The following is a 16,709-nucleotide window of genomic DNA, read 5'->3' as shown; positions in this document are numbered from 1 at the left end:
AGGTTCCGGACGCCGGAACCGCACCCGTCACATCCCGAGTTTCCTGGCGACCAGCTCGTTGACCGCGGCCGGGTTGGCCTTGCCGCCGGTGGCCTTCAGCACCTGGCCCACGAACCAGCCGGCCAGCTTGGGGTTGGCGCGGGCCTTTTCGACCTGAACGGGATTGGCCGCGATGATCTCGTCCACGGCGGCCTCGATGGCGCCCAGATCCGTGACCTGCTTCATGCCGCGCGATTCCACGATCTGCGCGGGATCGCCCCCTTCGGTCCACAGGATCTCGAACACGTCCTTGGCGATCTTGCCGGAAATGTCGCCCGACTGGATCAGGTCGATCACCCCGCCAAGCTGGGCCGCGGACACCGGCGAGGTTTCCACCGACAGCCCTTCCTTGTTCAGCCGCCCGAACAATTCGTTGATGACCCAGTTCGCCGCCTGCTTGCCGTCGCGGCCGCGCGCCACGGCCTCGAAGAAATCGGCATTCTCGACCTCGGCCGTCAGCACGCCCGCGTCGTATTCCGACAAGCCCAGCTCCTTGACGAACCGCGCCTTCTTCTCGTCCGGCAGTTCGGGCATGGCGCGGGCGATGTCGTCCACCCAGGCCTGTTCGATGTCCAGCGGCAGCAGGTCGGGATCGGGGAAGTAACGGTAGTCATGCGCTTCCTCCTTGGAGCGCATGGACCGGGTTTCCCCCTTGTCGGGGTCGTAAAGGCGGGTTTCCTGGACAACCGTGCCGCCGTCCTCGATGATGGCGATCTGGCGGCGGGCCTCGTGTTCGATGGCCTGTTGGATGAAGCGCAGCGAGTTCATGTTCTTGATCTCGCACCGCGTGCCCAGGTGGCTGAAGTCCTGGGTTTCCTGGTAGCGTTCATAGGCGCCGGGCGCGCAGACCGAGACGTTCACGTCGGCGCGCAGGTTGCCGTTCTGCATGTTGCCGTCGCAGGTGCCCAGATAGCGCATGATCTGGCGCAGCTTGGCGACATAGGCCGCCGCTTCCTCGGGGGACCGGATGTCGGGACGGCTGACGATCTCCATCAGCGCCACGCCGGTGCGGTTCAGGTCCACGAAGGACATGGTGGGATCCATGTCGTGGATCGACTTGCCCGCGTCCTGTTCCAGGTGGATGCGTTCGATGCGCACGCGGCGGGCGACGCCGGGGGCCATGTCCACGATCACCTCGCCCTCGCCCACGATGGGGTGGTAAAGCTGGCTGATCTGGTAGCCCTGCGGCAGGTCCGGGTAGAAATAGTTCTTGCGGTCGAAGGCCGAGCGCAGGTTGATCGCGGCCTTCAGCCCCAACCCGGTTCGCACGGCCTGGGCCACGCAGAATTCGTTGATGACCGGCAGCATTCCCGGCATGGCCGCATCGACAAAGGCGACATGGCTGTTCGGTTCCGCCCCGAAGCCGGTCGATGCGCCCGAGAACAGCTTGGCGTTGGACGCCACCTGGGCATGCACCTCGAGCCCGATCACCAGTTCCCAGTCCCCCTTGGCCCCGGCGATGGTCTTGGGCTGCGGGGCTGTGAAGGAAAGATGGTCAAGCATCGGAAACCTCGGATGGGTCGGGCGAGTATTGCTGGTGCAGGTCTTTTAGGTCAGCGCGCCGGTGATGTCACGGGGGCGGCGGGCGCAAATCGTCACGATCTTCCGCCGGTGCGAATCACGCGGCTGGCAGAAAAGCGCGGGCAAATCGTTAACCGCGCGTGTCCCATGATCCGTTTCGGCGGATTTTCGAGCATGGGGGTTCGTGTCCTTGGCGTGATGCCGCCGACGGTTCCGCTGCCACCTTGCCAGTTTATCCAACCGGGATATGGGTTTGTGCGACGAAACAACCCCACGAGGACCGGATGCGCTCTGCGCTTGTGCCCCTTGCCGCCCTGGCTTTCCTGGCTGCGTGCCAATCCACGACGACCCCGCAATCCGAAAGCAAGGCCGCGTCCGAGGCACAGCAGATGCAACTGGCGAACCAGCCGCCGATGCGGTGGGGTCAGACTGCAGGGTCGGAGCAGTGGACCAAGGCCACGCTGTCGGCGCTGGACCGGGAAGGGGTCACGATCCTGTCGCGCGTACCGAACGACATCGACGCCTTTTGCCCGAACTACGCGCAACTGAACCCGACGGGGCGCAAGGCCTTCTGGGCGGGGCTTCTGTCGGCGGTGGCCAAGCACGAAAGCACCTACAATCCGCAGGCCAGCGGCGGCGGCGGCAAATGGCTGGGGCTGATGCAGATCGCGCCCGCGACCTGGCGCAACTATGGCTGCGACGGCAACATCAAGAACGGCGGCGACAATATGTCCTGCGCGGTCAAGATCATGTCGCGGCAGGTGGCGCGCGACAATGCGGTCGCCCATGACGGCAACGGCTGGCGCGGGATCGCGCGCGACTGGGCGCCGCTGCGCAATGCCTCGAAGCGCGCCGACATCGCTGCCTGGACCAGCAGCCAGAGCTATTGCAGGCCGCAGGCGTAGGAGGGGCGTTGCCCCTCGGCCCGTTCCGGGCCTCACCCCAGGGTATTTCGGACAAAGAAGAAGGGCGGGGGTTCCCGCCCTTTCTTCTCAGCGCAGGGCGGCCAGGATGCGCGCCCAGGACCGCGCTCCCTTGGCGAAGCTTTGCAGATCGTACTTCTCGTTCGGGGAATGGATGCGGTCGTCGTCGCGGGCGAATCCGACCAGCATGGAGTCCATTCCCAGGATCGTCTTGAAGTCGCCCGCGATGGGGATCGAGCCGCCGCTGCCGATAAAGGCGGCCTCTTGCCCCCATTCCTCGCCCAGGGCCTGCCGGGCGGCGGCGAAGGCGGGGTCCGAGGTGTCCATGACGCTGGCCGGGCTGCCGCCGTGCTCGTGGAACTCCGCCGTGCAGTCGGGCGGCAGGAAGCTCCGCACATGGTCGCGGAAGGCCGCGCGGATGCGGGCCGGATCCTGGGTGCCGGTCAGGCGGAAGCTGACCTTGGCGCGCGCCTCGGCCGGAAGCACGGTCTTGAAGCCGTCTCCGGCATAGCCGCCGGTGATGCCGTTGATTTCGGCCGTGGGGCGGTTCCAGGCCATCTCGACCGGCATCCGGTCCTTTTCGCCGACGGGGTGGGACAGGCCCACGCGGCCCAGCATCGCGCCGACGTCGAAGCCCAGCGATTCCCAATCGCGGCGCAGGTCGGGCGGCAGATCCTGAACGCCGTCATAGAAGCCCGGCAGGGTGATCCGGCCATCGCCGGTCTTCAGCGCGGCCAGCGCCTGCGCCAGAACCATGATCGGGTTGGCCGCCAGGCCGCCGAACAGGCCCGAATGCAGGTCGCGGTCGGCGCCGCGGATCACGACCTCCTCGCCTACCAGGCCGCGCAGCTGCGTGACGATGGCGGGGCGGGTGCCGCCGAACAGTTCGGTGTCGCAGATCATCGCCAGGGATGCCCGCAATTCGGCGGCGTTCTCGTGCAGGAAGGGCCGCAAGGACGGCGAGCCGGACTCTTCCTCGCCCTCGAACAGCAGGATCAGGTCGGACGGCAATGCGCCATGCACGTCGCGCCAGGCCCGGAAAGCCTCGACAAAGGTCATCAGCTGGCCCTTGTCGTCGGAAGCGCCGCGGGCGCGGATCACGCGGCCGGCGGGCGTGTCCTCGATCCGGGGATCGAAGGGCGGGCGGTCCCACAGCGACAGCGGATCGACCGGCTGCACGTCGTAATGGCCGTAGAACAGCAAGGGCCGGGCGCCCCCGGGCCGCGAGCGGGCGACCACCATCGGGTGGCAGGCCGTGTCGCGGACCGCCGCGTCGAAGCCGATCCCCGCCAGTTCGTCCCGCAGCCATTCGGCGGCGGCGCGCACGTCGCCGGCATGGGCCGGATCGGTCGAGATCGAGGGGATCCGCAGAAAGGCCGCCAGCCTGTCCAGAGCCGCGTCCAGTCCTTGATCCAGCCGGGCCAGAACCTCGTCCAATCTTGCGTTTCGCGCCATCTTCGTCCCTCTTTTCCGAGTCATTCGATAGGTTTCGCGCATGGTCCTTTGGTCCCCGTGCGACAATTTCGACCTGTCATTTTCGGCATTTGACATGTATCAACGCAGGACCGCGCGCGATCTGACAATGATTGCACCCAGCCAGCTATGCAAGGGAACGCCCGTAATGAACTATGATGCCGCCTTGGACCAGGCTATCGGCCGGCTGCATGAGGAAGGCCGCTATCGCACCTTCATCGACATCGAGCGGGTGAAGGGTCAGTTCCCCCAGGCTGTGTGGACGCGCCCCGACGGCGAAAAGCAGGACATCACCGTGTGGTGCGGCAACGACTATCTGGGCATGGGCCAGCATCCGGTGGTGCTGGAGGCGATGCACGAGGCGCTGGACGCGGTGGGCGCGGGCTCGGGCGGGACGCGCAACATTTCGGGCACCACGGTTTATCACAAGCGGCTGGAAGCCGAACTGGCCGACCTGCACGGCAAGCAGGCGGCCCTGGTCTTTTCCAGCGCCTACACCGCCAACGACGCCACGCTGTCCACCCTGCGCAAGCTGTTCCCGGGACTGATCATCTATTCGGACGAACTGAACCACGCCTCGATGATCGAGGGGATCAAGCGGTTCGAGGGCGCCAAGCGCATCTTCCGGCACAACGACGTGGCCCATCTGCGGCAACTGCTGGCCGCCGACGATCCGACCCTGCCCAAGCTGATCGCCTTTGAATCGATCTATTCGATGGACGGCGATTTCGGCCCGATCGAGGCGATCTGCGACCTGGCGGACGAATTCAACGCCCTGACCTATCTGGACGAGGTTCACGCGGTCGGCATGTACGGGCCGCGCGGCGGCGGCGTGGCCGAGCGCGACGGGCTGACGCACCGCATCGACATCTTCAACGGCACGCTGGGCAAGGCCTTTGGCGTCTTCGGCGGCTATATCGCGGGCACGGCCAAGATGATGGACGCCATCCGGTCCTATGCGCCGGGCTTCATCTTCACCACGTCCTTGCCGCCCGCGGTGGCGGCGGGGGCGGCCGCCTCCATTGCCTTCCTGAAGGGCGCCGAAGGCCAGCACCTGCGCGACGCGCAGCAGCTGCATGCCCGGATCCTGAAGATGCGGCTGAAATCGCTGGGAATGCCCATCATCGACCACGGCAGCCATATCGTGCCGGTTCATGTCGGCCATCCGGTCCATTGCAAGATGCTGTCGGACATGCTGCTGCGCGACTATGGCATCTATGTCCAGCCGATCAATTTCCCGACCGTGCCCCGCGGCACGGAACGGCTGCGCTTTACCCCCTCGCCCGTCCATGCGCCGCGCCAGATCGATCATCTGGTCAAGGCGATGGACAGGCTGTGGTCACATTGCGCACTCAACCGGCAGGAAATGAGCGCATAGCCAATTCGCCTGGTGAACTGCTCTCGCTTGCGTGATAAGCTCGGGTTAATGAAAAGCAAGGAACCGTTCGATTCGGGGCGGTGTTCCTGCATCGGGCTATGAGGCAGACGAGAAAATGAGCAGGCTGCGGGCTGAGAACCCGGCAGAACAGGATTTGCGGGTGGAGGAAGTGGACCATTTCCTCGACGACGACACGCGCCTTGGCGACATCCTGCGGGGCGAAAGGGCAACGCTGGGCAAGTCGCTGCTGGATGTGCAGCGAGAGTTGCGCATCCGTGCCTCTTATGTCGCCGCGATCGAGAATTGCGACATCACCGCCTTTGACACGCCATCCTTCGTGTCGGGCTATGTCCGGTCCTATGCGCGTTATCTGGGCATGGATCCCGACTGGACCTTTCGCCGGTTCTGCCTGGAATCCGGCTTCCAGCCGACCCATGGCATGGCGCCCGCGGCAGCCGGACCGAAGCCCGCGAAGCGGCCATCCGACCCGGTCGAGGCCCTGGCCAATCCCAAGGCGCTGTTCATCCCCCAGCAGGAAAGTTTCTGGTCCGATGTCGAGCCGCGCGCCATCGGCGCGGTGCTGGTGCTGACCGCGCTGGTTTGCGGCCTGGCTTATGGCGGCTGGTCGGTCCTGCAAGAGGTGCAGCGCGTCACCCTGACACCGGGCGAGAACGCGCCGGGCGTGGTGACGGCGCTGGATCCGGCCGAAGGCGCGGGCATGGCCGAACCGCCGCTGGACATGTCCGGCACCACGGCTCTGGCCGAAAGCCTGCCGCAGCCCGAGGGGCTTGACCGCCTTTACCGCCCGCAGATCCTGGAGGCTCCGGTTCTGACGGCGCGTGACGGGCCGATCGCCGCCATCGACCCCGGCCTGACCCAGGCCCTGACCGCCGATCAGGCATCCGTCGCGCAAACCGCGCCGGAAGCCGCGACCGCCATCCAGCAGGCCCTGGCCGAGGCCGCGCAGGCGTCCTTCGGCCCGCCGATGCCGGAACAGGCCGCCGCGATCACGGTGGCGCCCGACGCCCCGGCGCTGGAGCTGCTGGCCGCCCGCCCGGCCTGGGTCCGGGTCACCTCGGCCGATGGCACGGTGCTGCTGGAAAAGATCATGGATGCGGGCGAACGCTTCACGCTGCCCAGCCTCGAGGAGCCGCCGGTGCTGCGCACGGGCAATTCGGGCGCGGTCTATTTCGCAGTGAACGGCCGGACTTATGGTCCCGCCGCGCCCGGGCCGCAGGTGGTCAAAAACATCAAGCTGTCGCCCGAGAACGTGACGGGCAAGTACGCCCTGGCGGATCTGAACGCGGATCCCGAACTGGCGCAGATGGTCGCGGTGGCCCAGGCCGCGCCTGCCCCGGACGCGCAGACCACCGCGACCGAATAGCCGGCCCGCGTCCCGCGATGGCCGGGGGCCAGCCCCCAGACCCCCGGGATATTTGCACAAAGGTGAACGCAGGGCGTTATTCGCCCCAGGTCCGTTCCAGAAGGGCGATCCAGTTGTCGCAGGCGATCTTGCGGATCAGATCCTGGCCATAGCCGTGGTGCTGCATGGCGGCCAGCAGGGCGGGCAGGGCGGCGGCGTCGGGCAGGTCGCGCGGCATCAGCGCGCCGTCGAAGTCGGATCCGAGCGCCACGCCATCCTCGCCCAGGATCGCCAGCAGGTGATCGAGATGGCGCAGCATGGTGTCGAGGCCTTCCAGCGGCAGGCGGCGGCCGTCTTCGCGCAGGAAGCTGGAGGCGAAGTTCAGGCCGACCAGACCGCCGCTGTCGGCGATCATCCGCAACTGCCGGTCGGTCAGGTTGCGGCTGCTTTCGCTGATCGCATGGACGCAGCTGTGGCTGGCGACCAGGGGTGCGTCGGACAGCGCCGCGACATCGTTGAACCCCGCCTCGTTCAGGTGCGACAGGTCCAGCATGATCCGCAGGCCGTTGCATTCGCGGACCAGGGTCTTGCCCGCGTCGGTCAGGCCCGCGCCCGTGTCGGGCGAGGACGGAAAGGCGAAGGGCACGCCATCGGCATAAACGGTCGGGCGCGACCAGACCGGCCCCAGCGAACGCAGGCCCGCCCCATGCCACAGATGCAGCGCGTCCATGTCGGGGATCGCCTCGGCCCCTTCCATGTGCATGATCGCGGCGATGCGGCCCGCGGCCACGGTTTCGCGGATGGCGCGCGCCGAGGTGACGATGTTCAGCGTGCCCGTCCGCTCCAGCGCCTTGAGGGCGCTGGCCTGGGCGAAGGCATGGGGCAGGGCCTCGGCAAAGGGGATCCGGGGCGGCAGGGGCATCGCGTAGGGCGGGTTTTCCATCAGCGCCACGGCGGCGGCGTCGTTCGGGTTCAGCGGCGCCGGGATCCAGATCGCGAAAAAGCCGCCCACCAGCCCCCCCGCACGGGCGCGCGGCAGGTCCAGGTGGCCGGTGCCGTCGCCGGTCGTCCAGACGGCGGGGCCTTGCGCCACGACGCGTTGCAGGAAATCGTTGTGGCCGTCGAATACCGGGATCATCCGCTTCTCCTTGGTTTGTGCCGACCATGCACATCCGGGTGCGGGCGGCAATGGCCGCGCTTGGCGCGGCCCGCGATTCGGCCTTAGGCTGGCCCCGGCAAGCCACAGGAGACGCCAGCCATGCCCGACATCCGCCCCGATTTCGACGGCCAGACCGTGATCACCACCTTTGAAGTGACGCCCGGCAGCGCCCATGACGTGCTGGATCTGCTGACGGATGCCTGGGATCAGGTGATCCGCCGCCAGCCTGGCTTCGTGTCGGGCGCGATCCACCTGAACGACGCGCAGACCCGCATCGCCACCTATTCGCAATGGCGCGACCGCAAGGACTATCAGGCCATGTTGCGCAGCGAGGACATGCGCCAGCGCAACCGCGCGATCAACGGCATGTGCAAAAGCTTCGAGCCGGTGATGTACGAGGTCCAGGCCGTCTTCGACCGATGATGCTGCATCCGCAGAAAGGCCGTGCAATCGCGGCGGCCCGCCGCTAACTTGCCCGGGCGTCAACCGGCAGGAGTCACGATGGCGGGCAGGATCATCACGGTCGCGCAGCAAAAAGGCGGGTCGGGCAAGACGACCCTGGCCGTCAACCTGGCCGTCAGCCTGCACGAACGCGGCCATTCGGTGGCGCTGGTCGATACCGACCCGCAGGGCAGTCTGGGCCGCTGGTTCGTCGAGCGGATGCAGGCCCGGGGCGAGGACGAGGCGATGGATTTTTCCACCTCGTCGGCCTGGGGGGCCAGCTACGAATCCGAAAAGCTGAAAAAGCGGTTCGATTTCGTGATCGTCGACACGCCGCCCAAGATCGACAGCGATCTGCGCCCGGCGCTGCGGGTGGCCGATCTGGTGCTGGTGCCGGTGGCAACCAGCCATGTGGATCTGTGGGCGACCGAGGGCGTGCTGGATCTGGCGCGCCGCGAGAAGGCCCGCGTTCTGGTGGTGATGAACCGCGTGCGCCCCAACACCCGCCTGTCCGCCGAGGTCGCGCAGAAGGCGGCCGACCTGGGGGCCGAGGTCGCGGGGACGCAGCTGGCGAACCGGGTGCTTTACGCGGAAACGCTGGGGCAGGGCGTCGGCGCCCTGGAACGCGCCCGGAGCGGCCCCGCGCGGGACGAGATCGTCAAGCTGACCGACGAGGTTCTGTCGGCAATGGCCTAGACCGGCAGGATCGCCGGGCCGTCCGGCGTCTCGATCCGGCGGACGCTGATGCCGAAGGCGCGGCGCAGCAACTCGTCGCGCAGCACCCCGTCAACGGGGCCGTCGGCCAGCACATGCCCGCCCGCCAGCAGCACAAGGCGCGTGCAGAACCGCGCCGCCAGCCCAAGGTCGTGGATCGAGGCCAGCACCGTCCGGCCTTCCCCGGCCAGTTCCCGGAACAGCCGCAGGCAGGCCAGTTGCTGCGCCGGATCCAGCCCGGCGACGGGTTCGTCCGCGATCAGCAGGGGGGTGTCCTGGGCAAGCGCGCGGGCGATCAGGGCGCGGTTCTGTTCGCCCCCGGACAGGCGCAGGGCGGTGCGCTTGCGGAACGGCTCCAGCCCCATGCGGGCGATGGCGGCGTCGATGGCGATGCGGTCCACGCCGCTGCGCCCGCCGCCGGGCCAGGGGATGCGGCCCAGGGCAACCAGATCGGCGACGCTGACGGGCCAGGCGATCTCGCGCGCCTGCGGCAGATAGGCGGCGTGGCGGGCGCGGCGGTCGGGCGGCATCCGCGCCAGCGAAGACCGGCCCGAAAAGGGGATCAGACCAAGCGCGGCCTCCATCAGCGAGGATTTGCCCGCGCCGTTGGGGCCGATCAGGCCGACGAATTCGCCCGGCTTCAGGATCATGTTGACCCCGTGCAGCACCGGACGGCGGCGGCGGGTGACGGAAAGGCCGGTCAAAGTCAGGACCATCAGACGCGCCCCCCGCTGCGGGTCTTCCAGATCAGGTGCAGAAACAGCGGCGCGCCGACGATGGCGGTCAGCACGCCCAGCTTCAGGTCGCGGTCGGGCACGATCAGCCGCACCGCGATGTCCGAGGCCAGCAGCAGCGCCGCCCCGCCAAGCGCCGAGGCGGGCAGCAGGGCCGAGGGGCGCGCGCCCACGAACGGCCGCAGGACATGCGGCACGACCAGGCCCACGAAGCCGATGGCCCCGGCCACCGCCGTGGCGGGACCGACGATCAGGGCGGTGCCCGCGATCAGCCGCCAGCGCAGCGGCGGTCCGCCGACGCCAAGCGCCTGCGCCGCAGCCTCGCCCAGGGTCAGCGCGTCCAGCGCGCGGCGGGCGGACAGAACAAGGATGGCGCCAAGCCCCATCGGCGGCAGGGCAAGCCACACATGCAGCATGGATCGGTCGGCCAGCGATCCCATCAGCCAGAACACGATCTCGCTGGCGGCGTAAGGGTTCGGCGACAGGTTCAGCACCAGCGAGGTGCCTGCCCCTGCCAGCGCCGAAATCGCCACTCCCGCCAGGATCAGCGTGACCGAACCCCCGCGCGGTCCGGCCAGCGCCGTCAGAAGCGCGACGCCCCCCGCCGCGCCGGCCAAGGCGGCCAGCGGCAGGGCCAGCGCGGCGGCCGCGGACAGTCCGGTGTGGATCGCGATAACCGCGCCCAGGGCGGCCATGCCGGACACTCCGATCAGACCCGGTTCGGCCAGCGGGTTGCGCAGATAGCCTTGCAGCGCGGCCCCGGTCAGCCCCAGGCCCGCGCCCACGGCCGCGCCCAGGATCGCGCGCGGCAGGCGGATTTCGCGCATCACGATGGGCAGCGGCCCCTCGCCGCCCAAGGCCAGCGCGCGCAGAGATTCCGCCGGGGGCAGCCCCGCCGGTCCGGTCAGCAGCGAGGCCGCGAACAGCGCCGCCGCCATGGCCGAAAGGGCCAGGAACAGCCCCTTCATTCCAGCGACCGGATGGCGCGGGTCACGAAGGGCGTGCCGCAGATCCAGTCGCGGCCGGTCACCTGAGGTTCCGCCTGGACGGCGGCCAGCGCGGGATGGTCCAGGATCGCCTCGCCCCGCGACTGGCCGGGCCATTTGGCGCCGGTGATCAGCCGGTCGGGCTGTGCCATGACCAGCAGTTCCATCGGCAGGGCGGTGGTGGCGGTGATGCCATGGTCGGCGGCGATGTTGGCGTAACCCGCCGCCTCGAGGATCGACCCGGCCAGCGTGTCCCGCCCCGAGGTGAAGCCGTTGGCGTAATAAAGCGCCGCGCGGCCCTGGCCGGCGGGGCGGCGCACGGCGTCCAGATCCGCGTCGAAGCGGGCCAGAAGATCCCGCGCCTCGGCCGGACGGTCCAGCAGCTCGCCCATGCGCGCGATCTCGGCCCGGATGGCGTCGAAGGTCTCGGCCGGGGGCAGCACCTCGACCCGGACGCCGAGGCGGCGCAGCATCTCCACCGTGGCGGGCGGGGTATAGGTGCCCGCGATCACCAGGTCGGGGCGCATCAGATAGATTTCCTCGGCCCGCCCGCTGTTGGGGGCATAGCCCGCCGCCTGGTCCGCCATCGGCGACAGGCGCGGATCCTGGGCCAGAGTGCTGACGGACAGCAACTGCCCCGGCGCGGCCAGCATCATCGCCAGCTGGTCGCTGCACAGGTTCATCGACACCACGCGCTGCGGCGCCGCCCCCGCGGGACATGCGGCGGCGATCAGGACCGCCGCCAGGATGGCCCTAGAACGACGCACGCAGCCCCGCATACACCGCCCGGCCAGCCGTGCCATAGCCGCTGACCCACTGGTAATCCTCGTCAAGGACGTTCTCCAATCGCAGATAGGCGGTGGCATTGCCGCGGACGGAATGGCTGACCAGCAGATCGACGGTGGTGAAGTCGTCCAGGCCCGCCGCCCGCCCGGCCACGTGTTGCAGGTCGATGCCTGCCGTGGTGCCGGTGGCGAAGGTCGTCTCGGCGCCCAGGTTCAGGACGCGTTCGGGCGCCCTGGCCCAGTCCGGCACGTCGGTCTGATTGTCGATAAAGGAATAGCTGGCTGTCAGCGCATGGCCCGCGCCGAAGGCGTAACGGCCGTCGATCTCCACGCCCCGGCGGCGGGCGATGCCGGGCACCTGGTTATAAAGGTCGTCGTTCCAATCCGAGGGCGTGCCGTTGTCATCGAAACCGATCAGATTGTCCGTCTTCAGCCAAAAGGCCGTCGCGCGCAGGTGGCTGTCGCCCCATTGCTTTTCGACGCCCAGTTCGTAGGTGCGGCTTTCCTCGGGTTCCAAGGTCGCGGTGCCGTAGAACGGGTCGAACAGCTGGTAAAGCGACGGCGCGCGGAAGCCGTTGCCAAGCGCCCCGCGGAACAGCAGATCGTTGTCGGCGCGGTAAACGGCGGCCACGCGACCCGACGTGAAGCCGCCAAAGCGGGAATGGTCGTCGCGGCGCAGCGAGGTGGTGATGTCCATGTCGTCGCTCAAGGCGGTGGTCGTTTCAACGAAAACGCCGGTCAGGCGGGCGTCGCCGTTGCCTTCGGCTTTCTCCTTTTCGGTATCGGCGCCGAAGACGGCCCGGACGCCCGGGGCCAGATCGGCCGCGCCCTGCCAGGAAAGCCTGGTGCGGGTGCCGGCATAGGACACGGGAAAGCCGTTGTAATAGCTGTCGCGGCTGATGCGATAGCGGGTCAGGGCGATGTCGTGATCCACCGCGCCGGTGCTGAACCGGGCAAAGCCGCGCAGGCCGTAGGATTCGTTTTCCGAATAGTCGTCGCCCGGCGTGCCCGCCACGTCGCTGAAATCGTCGAAGTCGGCGGTGCTGTCTTCCCAGAAGCCGTTGAAGCCGATGGTGACGCCGTTGTCCAGCCGATGCGCGCTGTAGAAGGACAGGCGCGTCGCCTCGTACCCGTCTTCCTCGAAGTTGCCGTTGTTCTCGTCCAGGGCGGAAAAGCCGTCGGTGCGGACATGGCTGACCTGGAAGGCCAGATCGGTGCCGTCGCGGCGCAGCGTCGCGCCATAGCTGGCGGTCAGGGTGTCATAGCTGCCCGCCTCGATCCCGAAGTGGTGGCGCAAGCCGTCCTCGGTCGGGCGGAGGGATTCCAGCGTCAGGACGCCGGCGATGGCGCGCGACCCGTAAAGCGCGGATTGCGCGCCGCGCAGCAATTCGACCCGGCCGATGCCCGCCGTGATCTGGCCGCCGATGTCGTAGGCCGGGGTCGGGGCGGTCGCATCCGAAACCTCGATCCCGTCGATCACCACGGGAACATAGCGGCCCGGCGCGCCGCGAACCTCCAGAAATCCCGTGGTGCCCAGCGGCCCTTGCTGGCGCAGAGTGACGCCGGGCAGTCTTGTCAGGCTGCGCGACAAGGGCTGGCCGGCGCGGCCTTGCAGGTCGTTTTCCGTCAGCACCGAGACGGAACTGCCCGAGCGGCTCAACTCGACAGGTTCGCGGTTGGCGGTCAGGGTGATGTCGTCCAGGACGATGGCGTCCCGGGGGGCGTCCTGCCCGGAGGCGGACAAGGCGGTGGTCAGAAACAGGGCTGCGGTCAGGGTCGGGACCAGGGGTCTTGGCGTCACGAAGGACATCCTTCCAGAAACCCGGGCGGGGCCGGGCGCGATGCGGTTCGTCCGGGGAATGAACCCGCCGGACAGCGACACCACCACGACGGAAGTTTCCGTTTCCGGCGCGCCCCTCGCACGCCGTCAGGGTGATCGCGTTCGGCAGGTCTCCTGACTTGCGGGTCATCGCTTGGCCGGGCCTTCCCATCCCCAATCGGGAACAGTGGCGTTGTCCGGCCCGGCTCTCCGCTGACAGTTGCGGGGGCAGTCGCGGATTCGCACCGCGTTCCCTTTTCAACCGGGCTTCAGGCCCGGAACCGAGGCAAGGCCGCCTTAGCCCACAAGGCCGCGCTCAGGCAAGGGCAATCAGCCCAGCGAGGCCACCCATTCGGGCACCGTACGGCTGGCGGGGCCGACAATGCGGCGGTGGAAGTCGCGCGCGTTGGCGCTGGCCTCCAGGTTCAGTTCCAGGCATTCCGCGCCGCGCCGCCGCGCATGCTGGGCAAAACCCGCCGCAGGATAGACATTTCCCGAAGTGCCGATGGCCGCGAACAGGTCGGCGGTTTCCAGCGCCTCCCAGATCCGGTCAAGGCCATAGGGCATCTCTCCGAACCAGACGATGTCGGGACGGGTCGCGGGCCGGGCGCAGGCGGGGCAGGGATCGCCGGGCGCCATGACGGCGGGCGCGGCCCAGCGGTGCCCGCAGGCGGCGCAAAGCGCGCCGTTCAGCGTCCCGTGCATGTGGATCACGGCGGGGCTGCCCGCGCGTTCGTGCAGGTCGTCGACATTCTGCGTGACCAGCGTCAGGTCGTGGCGCCGCGCCAGATCGGCCAATGCCAGGTGCGCGGCGTTGGGCCGCGCCGCCGCGGCATTGGCGCGGCGCATGTTGTAGAAGCGGTGAACCAGCGCGGGATCGGCGGCGAACCCTTCGGGCGTCGCCACGTCCTCGATCCGGTGGCTTTCCCACAGGCCGTCAACGGCGCGAAAGGTCGCAAGGCCGCTTTCGGCGGAAATCCCCGCGCCGGTCAGAACGGCGATGCGCAAGGCGCGGGCTTACCGGCAATAGGCCTCGGCCCGGGACGCGAACCGCTTGTAGCGCGCCCAGAAGGCGTTGTCGCGGTCGCTTTTCGACATGCGGACCTCTTGCGCCTCGTGCGGGTCGCGGAAGAAAGAGGCGGCGCGGCGCTGATCGGCCCGCGACAGGGTCTGGTTCGCGACCTGCTGGATGCAGCCGCAAAGCGGCGCGTTGCCGCGCGCGCGGTCGGACCGGACGCAGGCGTTGTCGATGGGGCCCGCCACGGCCAGGGGCGCGGTCATCATGATGGCGGCGGCCGCGATGACGAAACGGTTGAGCATGGAACTGTCTCCTCGGTTGCCTTGTCGGATGGCGGGGGCCGGTTGAACCCGGTCTGCGATGCCCGTCCGGCTGCGATCCTAGCAGCAACCGCCCGCCCGCTCAATCATGCGGTGTGCCGCGGGCTTTGGCTGACGCGCCAGGACGTTGCGGTTCTCAGGCGGCCGCGACCTCGTAGCCCGCGTTGCGAATCGCCTGAACCGCGCGGTCCTTGTCCAGACCGTCGACCGTGACGCTCTTTTGCGCCAGATCGACGGTGGCGCGGCCGCCTGCCTCCTGGACGGCGGCCTCGATGGCGGCCTTGCAATGGCCGCAGGTCATGTCGGGAACGGTGAAGGTCACGGTTGGCCTCTGGGGTTTGACAAGTCCCGCGCAGCATGATCCTGCATGACGGCAAGGGCAAGGCAGGAGAACGGGATGATCGAGGCGATCGGGCTGGATGCCGACGACACCCTGTGGGAAAACGAGACCTTCTTCCGCATGACCGAGGGCGAGTTCGTGGCCCTGCTGGGCGATCACGCCGACGGCGCCGACATCGCCAGCCGGTTGCTGGACGTGGAGCGCGCGAACCTGGCCCGGTACGGCTTCGGCATCAAGGGCTTCATGCTGTCCATGGTCCAGACCGCCATCGAGCTGACCGACGGCCGCATCGACGGCCGCGCCATCGGCCGCATTCTGGAACTGGGCCAGGAGATGCTGGCCCATCCGGTCGATCTGCTGCCCGGCGTGCCGCAGGCGCTCGAGGCGCTGGACGGGCGGCGGCTGATCCTGATCACCAAGGGCGACGGGATCGACCAGGAACGCAAGATCGCCGCATCCGGCCTGGCCGAGCGGTTCGATGCCGTCGAGATCCTGGCCGACAAGTCCCCCGAAGCCTATGCCCGCGTGCTGCTGCGCGCAGGCGTCGCGCCCGACCGTTTCCTGATGGCCGGCAATTCGATGAAAAGCGATGTGCTGCCGGTGGTGGAGCTGGGCGGCCACGGCGTCTTCATCCCCCACGCCCTGACCTGGGCCGTCGAACACGCCCCCGCGCCGGACCATCCCCGCGCCCATCGGCTGGAGACCATCGCCGACCTGCCCGCGCTGATCCGGCGATTGGAGGCTCCCGCATGAGCAGCAATGGACGCGCCGCCCTGCTGATGGTCCTGTCCATGGCGGCCTTCGCGGGCGAGGACACGCTGCTGAAGCTGCTGGCCGCCGCCTTGCCGACAGGGCAGTTGCTGCTGCTGGTGGGCTTCGGGGGGATGTTCGCCTATGGCCTGTGGATCGCCCTGCGCGCGTCCGTGGCCTGGCGCGACCTTCTTCATCCCGGCGTGGTGATCCGAAACGCCGCCGACGGGGTCTGCGCGATCTGCTATATCGTGGCGCTTCAGCGCGGCGATCTCAGCATCGTCTCGGCCATCCTTCAGGCGCTGCCGCTGCTGATGACGCTGGGCGCGGCGCTGTTCTTGGGCGAGCCGGTCGGCTGGCGGCGCTGGCTGTCCATCGCGCTTGGCTTCATCGGCGTGCTGATGATCGTGCGGCCCGGCACCGACGCCTTCCAGCCCAGCAACCTTCTGGCCGTTGTCGCGGTCATCCTTCTGGCGGTGCGCGACCTTGCCACGCGCCGACTGCCGCCGCGCATCGACACCGGCCTTGTCACCGCCTCGGCCTTCGGGATGATGGGCCTGGCGGGGGCCGTGCTGATGATCGGGGGCGGCCAGTCCTTTGTGATGCCCAGTCCGGGCCAGGGCGGCGCCCTTGTCGCGACGCTGGCCTTCGGCCTGCTGGGCTATGTCACCATGGTCATCGCCACCCGCCTGGGCGAGATTTCGGCCATCGCGCCCTTCCGCTATTCGCGGCTGATCTTCGCCATCATCCTTGGCGTGCTGGTGTTCGGCGAACGCCCCGACGCCTGGACCCTGTCCGGCGGCGCCATGATCGCGCTGGCCGGGATCTACACCATGTGGCGAGAAGCCCGGTTGCGCCGCCGCCTGGCCTCGGTGCCCATGGACACTCCGCTTCCGCCCGCCTGATCCCCCTTCCCGCGCCGCCCGCGCCCTTGTATAGCCCGCCC

General features: G+C 68.6%; 17 protein-coding genes and 1 riboswitch. Of the genes, 7 read left to right on the top strand and 10 right to left on the bottom strand.

The window, feature by feature from the left end; translation table 11 throughout:
• Window positions 1–27: 27 nt before the first annotated feature.
• A complete protein-coding gene (gene gatB / locus ACFOM8_RS10690) occupies window positions 28–1,542 on the bottom strand; it encodes an Asp-tRNA(Asn)/Glu-tRNA(Gln) amidotransferase subunit GatB (RefSeq protein WP_377761344.1) in 1,515 nt (504 codons plus the stop codon).
• A gap of 302 nt (window positions 1,543–1,844) precedes the next feature.
• Between gatB and ACFOM8_RS10685 the strand changes: the two genes are divergently transcribed.
• A complete protein-coding gene (locus ACFOM8_RS10685; RefSeq protein ID WP_377761343.1) occupies window positions 1,845–2,465 on the top strand; it encodes a lytic transglycosylase domain-containing protein in 621 nt (206 codons plus the stop codon).
• 87 nt (window positions 2,466–2,552) lie between these two features.
• Here the strand turns inward: ACFOM8_RS10685 and ACFOM8_RS10680 are convergent, their stop codons facing one another.
• Window positions 2,553–3,938: a M20/M25/M40 family metallo-hydrolase gene (locus tag ACFOM8_RS10680; RefSeq protein WP_377761342.1), complete on the bottom strand. Its 1,386-nt coding sequence runs from the start codon at window positions 3,936–3,938 to the stop codon at window positions 2,553–2,555.
• A 166-nt stretch (window positions 3,939–4,104) separates the two neighbouring features.
• On the opposite strand from ACFOM8_RS10680, the gene hemA reads away from it, so the two are divergent.
• Window positions 4,105–5,334 (top strand): 5-aminolevulinate synthase, encoded by a 1,230-nt coding sequence (hemA, locus tag ACFOM8_RS10675; protein WP_377761341.1) that lies wholly within the window; start codon window positions 4,105–4,107, stop codon window positions 5,332–5,334.
• 115 nt (window positions 5,335–5,449) lie between these two features.
• The gene (locus ACFOM8_RS10670) at window positions 5,450–6,718 is read left to right on the top strand and encodes a helix-turn-helix domain-containing protein (protein WP_377761340.1); all 1,269 of its coding nucleotides are present in this window, start codon (window positions 5,450–5,452) and stop codon (window positions 6,716–6,718) included.
• Between the two features lie 76 nt (window positions 6,719–6,794).
• Here ACFOM8_RS10670 and ACFOM8_RS10665 read toward each other — a convergent pair whose 3' ends face one another.
• The gene (locus tag ACFOM8_RS10665) at window positions 6,795–7,835 is read right to left on the bottom strand and encodes a dipeptidase (protein ID WP_377761339.1); all 1,041 of its coding nucleotides are present in this window, start codon (window positions 7,833–7,835) and stop codon (window positions 6,795–6,797) included.
• A gap of 120 nt (window positions 7,836–7,955) precedes the next feature.
• On the opposite strand from ACFOM8_RS10665, the gene ACFOM8_RS10660 reads away from it, so the two are divergent.
• The gene (locus ACFOM8_RS10660) at window positions 7,956–8,279 is read left to right on the top strand and encodes an antibiotic biosynthesis monooxygenase family protein (RefSeq protein WP_377761338.1); all 324 of its coding nucleotides are present in this window, start codon (window positions 7,956–7,958) and stop codon (window positions 8,277–8,279) included.
• 78 nt (window positions 8,280–8,357) lie between these two features.
• Window positions 8,358–8,993 (top strand): ParA family partition ATPase, encoded by a 636-nt coding sequence (parA, locus tag ACFOM8_RS10655; RefSeq protein WP_377761337.1) that lies wholly within the window; start codon window positions 8,358–8,360, stop codon window positions 8,991–8,993.
• On the opposite strand, the gene ACFOM8_RS10650 is transcribed toward parA, so the two are convergent.
• The 7 genes from ACFOM8_RS10650 to ACFOM8_RS10620 form a co-directional block, all read right to left on the bottom strand.
• Window positions 8,990–9,730, bottom strand: coding sequence for an ABC transporter ATP-binding protein (locus ACFOM8_RS10650; protein WP_377761468.1), 741 nt, complete (start codon window positions 9,728–9,730; stop codon window positions 8,990–8,992). The genes parA and ACFOM8_RS10650 overlap by 4 nt on opposite strands.
• Window positions 9,727–10,713 (bottom strand): FecCD family ABC transporter permease, encoded by a 987-nt coding sequence (locus ACFOM8_RS10645; RefSeq protein ID WP_377761336.1) that lies wholly within the window; start codon window positions 10,711–10,713, stop codon window positions 9,727–9,729. The genes ACFOM8_RS10650 and ACFOM8_RS10645 overlap by 4 nt, the downstream gene beginning before the upstream one ends.
• Window positions 10,710–11,498: an ABC transporter substrate-binding protein gene (locus ACFOM8_RS10640; RefSeq protein ID WP_377761335.1), complete on the bottom strand. Its 789-nt coding sequence runs from the start codon at window positions 11,496–11,498 to the stop codon at window positions 10,710–10,712. The genes ACFOM8_RS10645 and ACFOM8_RS10640 overlap by 4 nt, the downstream gene beginning before the upstream one ends.
• The gene (locus ACFOM8_RS10635) at window positions 11,485–13,317 is read right to left on the bottom strand and encodes a TonB-dependent receptor plug domain-containing protein (RefSeq protein ID WP_377761334.1); all 1,833 of its coding nucleotides are present in this window, start codon (window positions 13,315–13,317) and stop codon (window positions 11,485–11,487) included. The genes ACFOM8_RS10640 and ACFOM8_RS10635 overlap by 14 nt, the downstream gene beginning before the upstream one ends.
• Before the next feature lie 126 nt (window positions 13,318–13,443).
• Window positions 13,444–13,636: riboswitch (cobalamin riboswitch) on the bottom strand.
• A 29-nt stretch (window positions 13,637–13,665) separates the two neighbouring features.
• The gene (locus ACFOM8_RS10630) at window positions 13,666–14,343 is read right to left on the bottom strand and encodes an NAD-dependent deacylase (RefSeq protein ID WP_377761333.1); all 678 of its coding nucleotides are present in this window, start codon (window positions 14,341–14,343) and stop codon (window positions 13,666–13,668) included.
• Between the two features lie 9 nt (window positions 14,344–14,352).
• Complete coding sequence (locus tag ACFOM8_RS10625; RefSeq protein WP_377761332.1) at window positions 14,353–14,655, bottom strand: hypothetical protein; 303 nt, start codon at window positions 14,653–14,655, stop codon at window positions 14,353–14,355.
• A 154-nt stretch (window positions 14,656–14,809) separates the two neighbouring features.
• The gene (locus ACFOM8_RS10620; protein ID WP_377761331.1) at window positions 14,810–14,995 is read right to left on the bottom strand and encodes a heavy-metal-associated domain-containing protein; all 186 of its coding nucleotides are present in this window, start codon (window positions 14,993–14,995) and stop codon (window positions 14,810–14,812) included.
• A gap of 75 nt (window positions 14,996–15,070) precedes the next feature.
• Between ACFOM8_RS10620 and ACFOM8_RS10615 the strand changes: the two genes are divergently transcribed.
• A complete protein-coding gene (locus ACFOM8_RS10615; protein WP_377761330.1) occupies window positions 15,071–15,766 on the top strand; it encodes an HAD family hydrolase in 696 nt (231 codons plus the stop codon).
• Window positions 15,763–16,668, top strand: a complete 906-nt coding sequence (locus ACFOM8_RS10610; RefSeq protein ID WP_377761329.1) for a DMT family transporter — start codon at window positions 15,763–15,765, stop codon at window positions 16,666–16,668. Before ACFOM8_RS10615 ends, ACFOM8_RS10610 begins: the two co-directional genes overlap by 4 nt.
• Window positions 16,669–16,709: the final 41 nt, after the last annotated feature.

Source organism: Paracoccus angustae (assembly GCF_042648745.1).
Lineage (GTDB): Bacteria > Pseudomonadota > Alphaproteobacteria > Rhodobacterales > Rhodobacteraceae > Paracoccus > Paracoccus angustae.
This window is presented reverse-complemented; position numbering and strand designations above follow the sequence as displayed.

Bases quoted from the DNA above. Each gene is read 5' to 3' on its own strand.
- gatB (WP_377761344.1), bottom strand. From the start codon at position 1,542: ATGCTTGACCATCTTTCCTTCACAGCCCCGCAGCCCAAGACCATCGCC.
- ACFOM8_RS10685 (WP_377761343.1), top strand. From the start codon at position 1,845: ATGCGCTCTGCGCTTGTGCCCCTTGCCGCCCTGGCTTTCCTGGCTGCG.
- ACFOM8_RS10680 (WP_377761342.1), bottom strand. From the start codon at position 3,938: ATGGCGCGAAACGCAAGATTGGACGAGGTTCTGGCCCGGCTGGATCAA.
- hemA (WP_377761341.1), top strand. From the start codon at position 4,105: ATGAACTATGATGCCGCCTTGGACCAGGCTATCGGCCGGCTGCATGAG.
- ACFOM8_RS10670 (WP_377761340.1), top strand. From the start codon at position 5,450: ATGAGCAGGCTGCGGGCTGAGAACCCGGCAGAACAGGATTTGCGGGTG.
- ACFOM8_RS10665 (WP_377761339.1), bottom strand. From the start codon at position 7,835: ATGATCCCGGTATTCGACGGCCACAACGATTTCCTGCAACGCGTCGTG.
- ACFOM8_RS10660 (WP_377761338.1), top strand. From the start codon at position 7,956: ATGCCCGACATCCGCCCCGATTTCGACGGCCAGACCGTGATCACCACC.
- parA (WP_377761337.1), top strand. From the start codon at position 8,358: ATGGCGGGCAGGATCATCACGGTCGCGCAGCAAAAAGGCGGGTCGGGC.
- ACFOM8_RS10645 (WP_377761336.1), bottom strand. From the start codon at position 10,713: ATGAAGGGGCTGTTCCTGGCCCTTTCGGCCATGGCGGCGGCGCTGTTC.
- ACFOM8_RS10625 (WP_377761332.1), bottom strand. From the start codon at position 14,655: ATGCTCAACCGTTTCGTCATCGCGGCCGCCGCCATCATGATGACCGCG.
- ACFOM8_RS10615 (WP_377761330.1), top strand. From the start codon at position 15,071: ATGATCGAGGCGATCGGGCTGGATGCCGACGACACCCTGTGGGAAAAC.
- ACFOM8_RS10610 (WP_377761329.1), top strand. From the start codon at position 15,763: ATGAGCAGCAATGGACGCGCCGCCCTGCTGATGGTCCTGTCCATGGCG.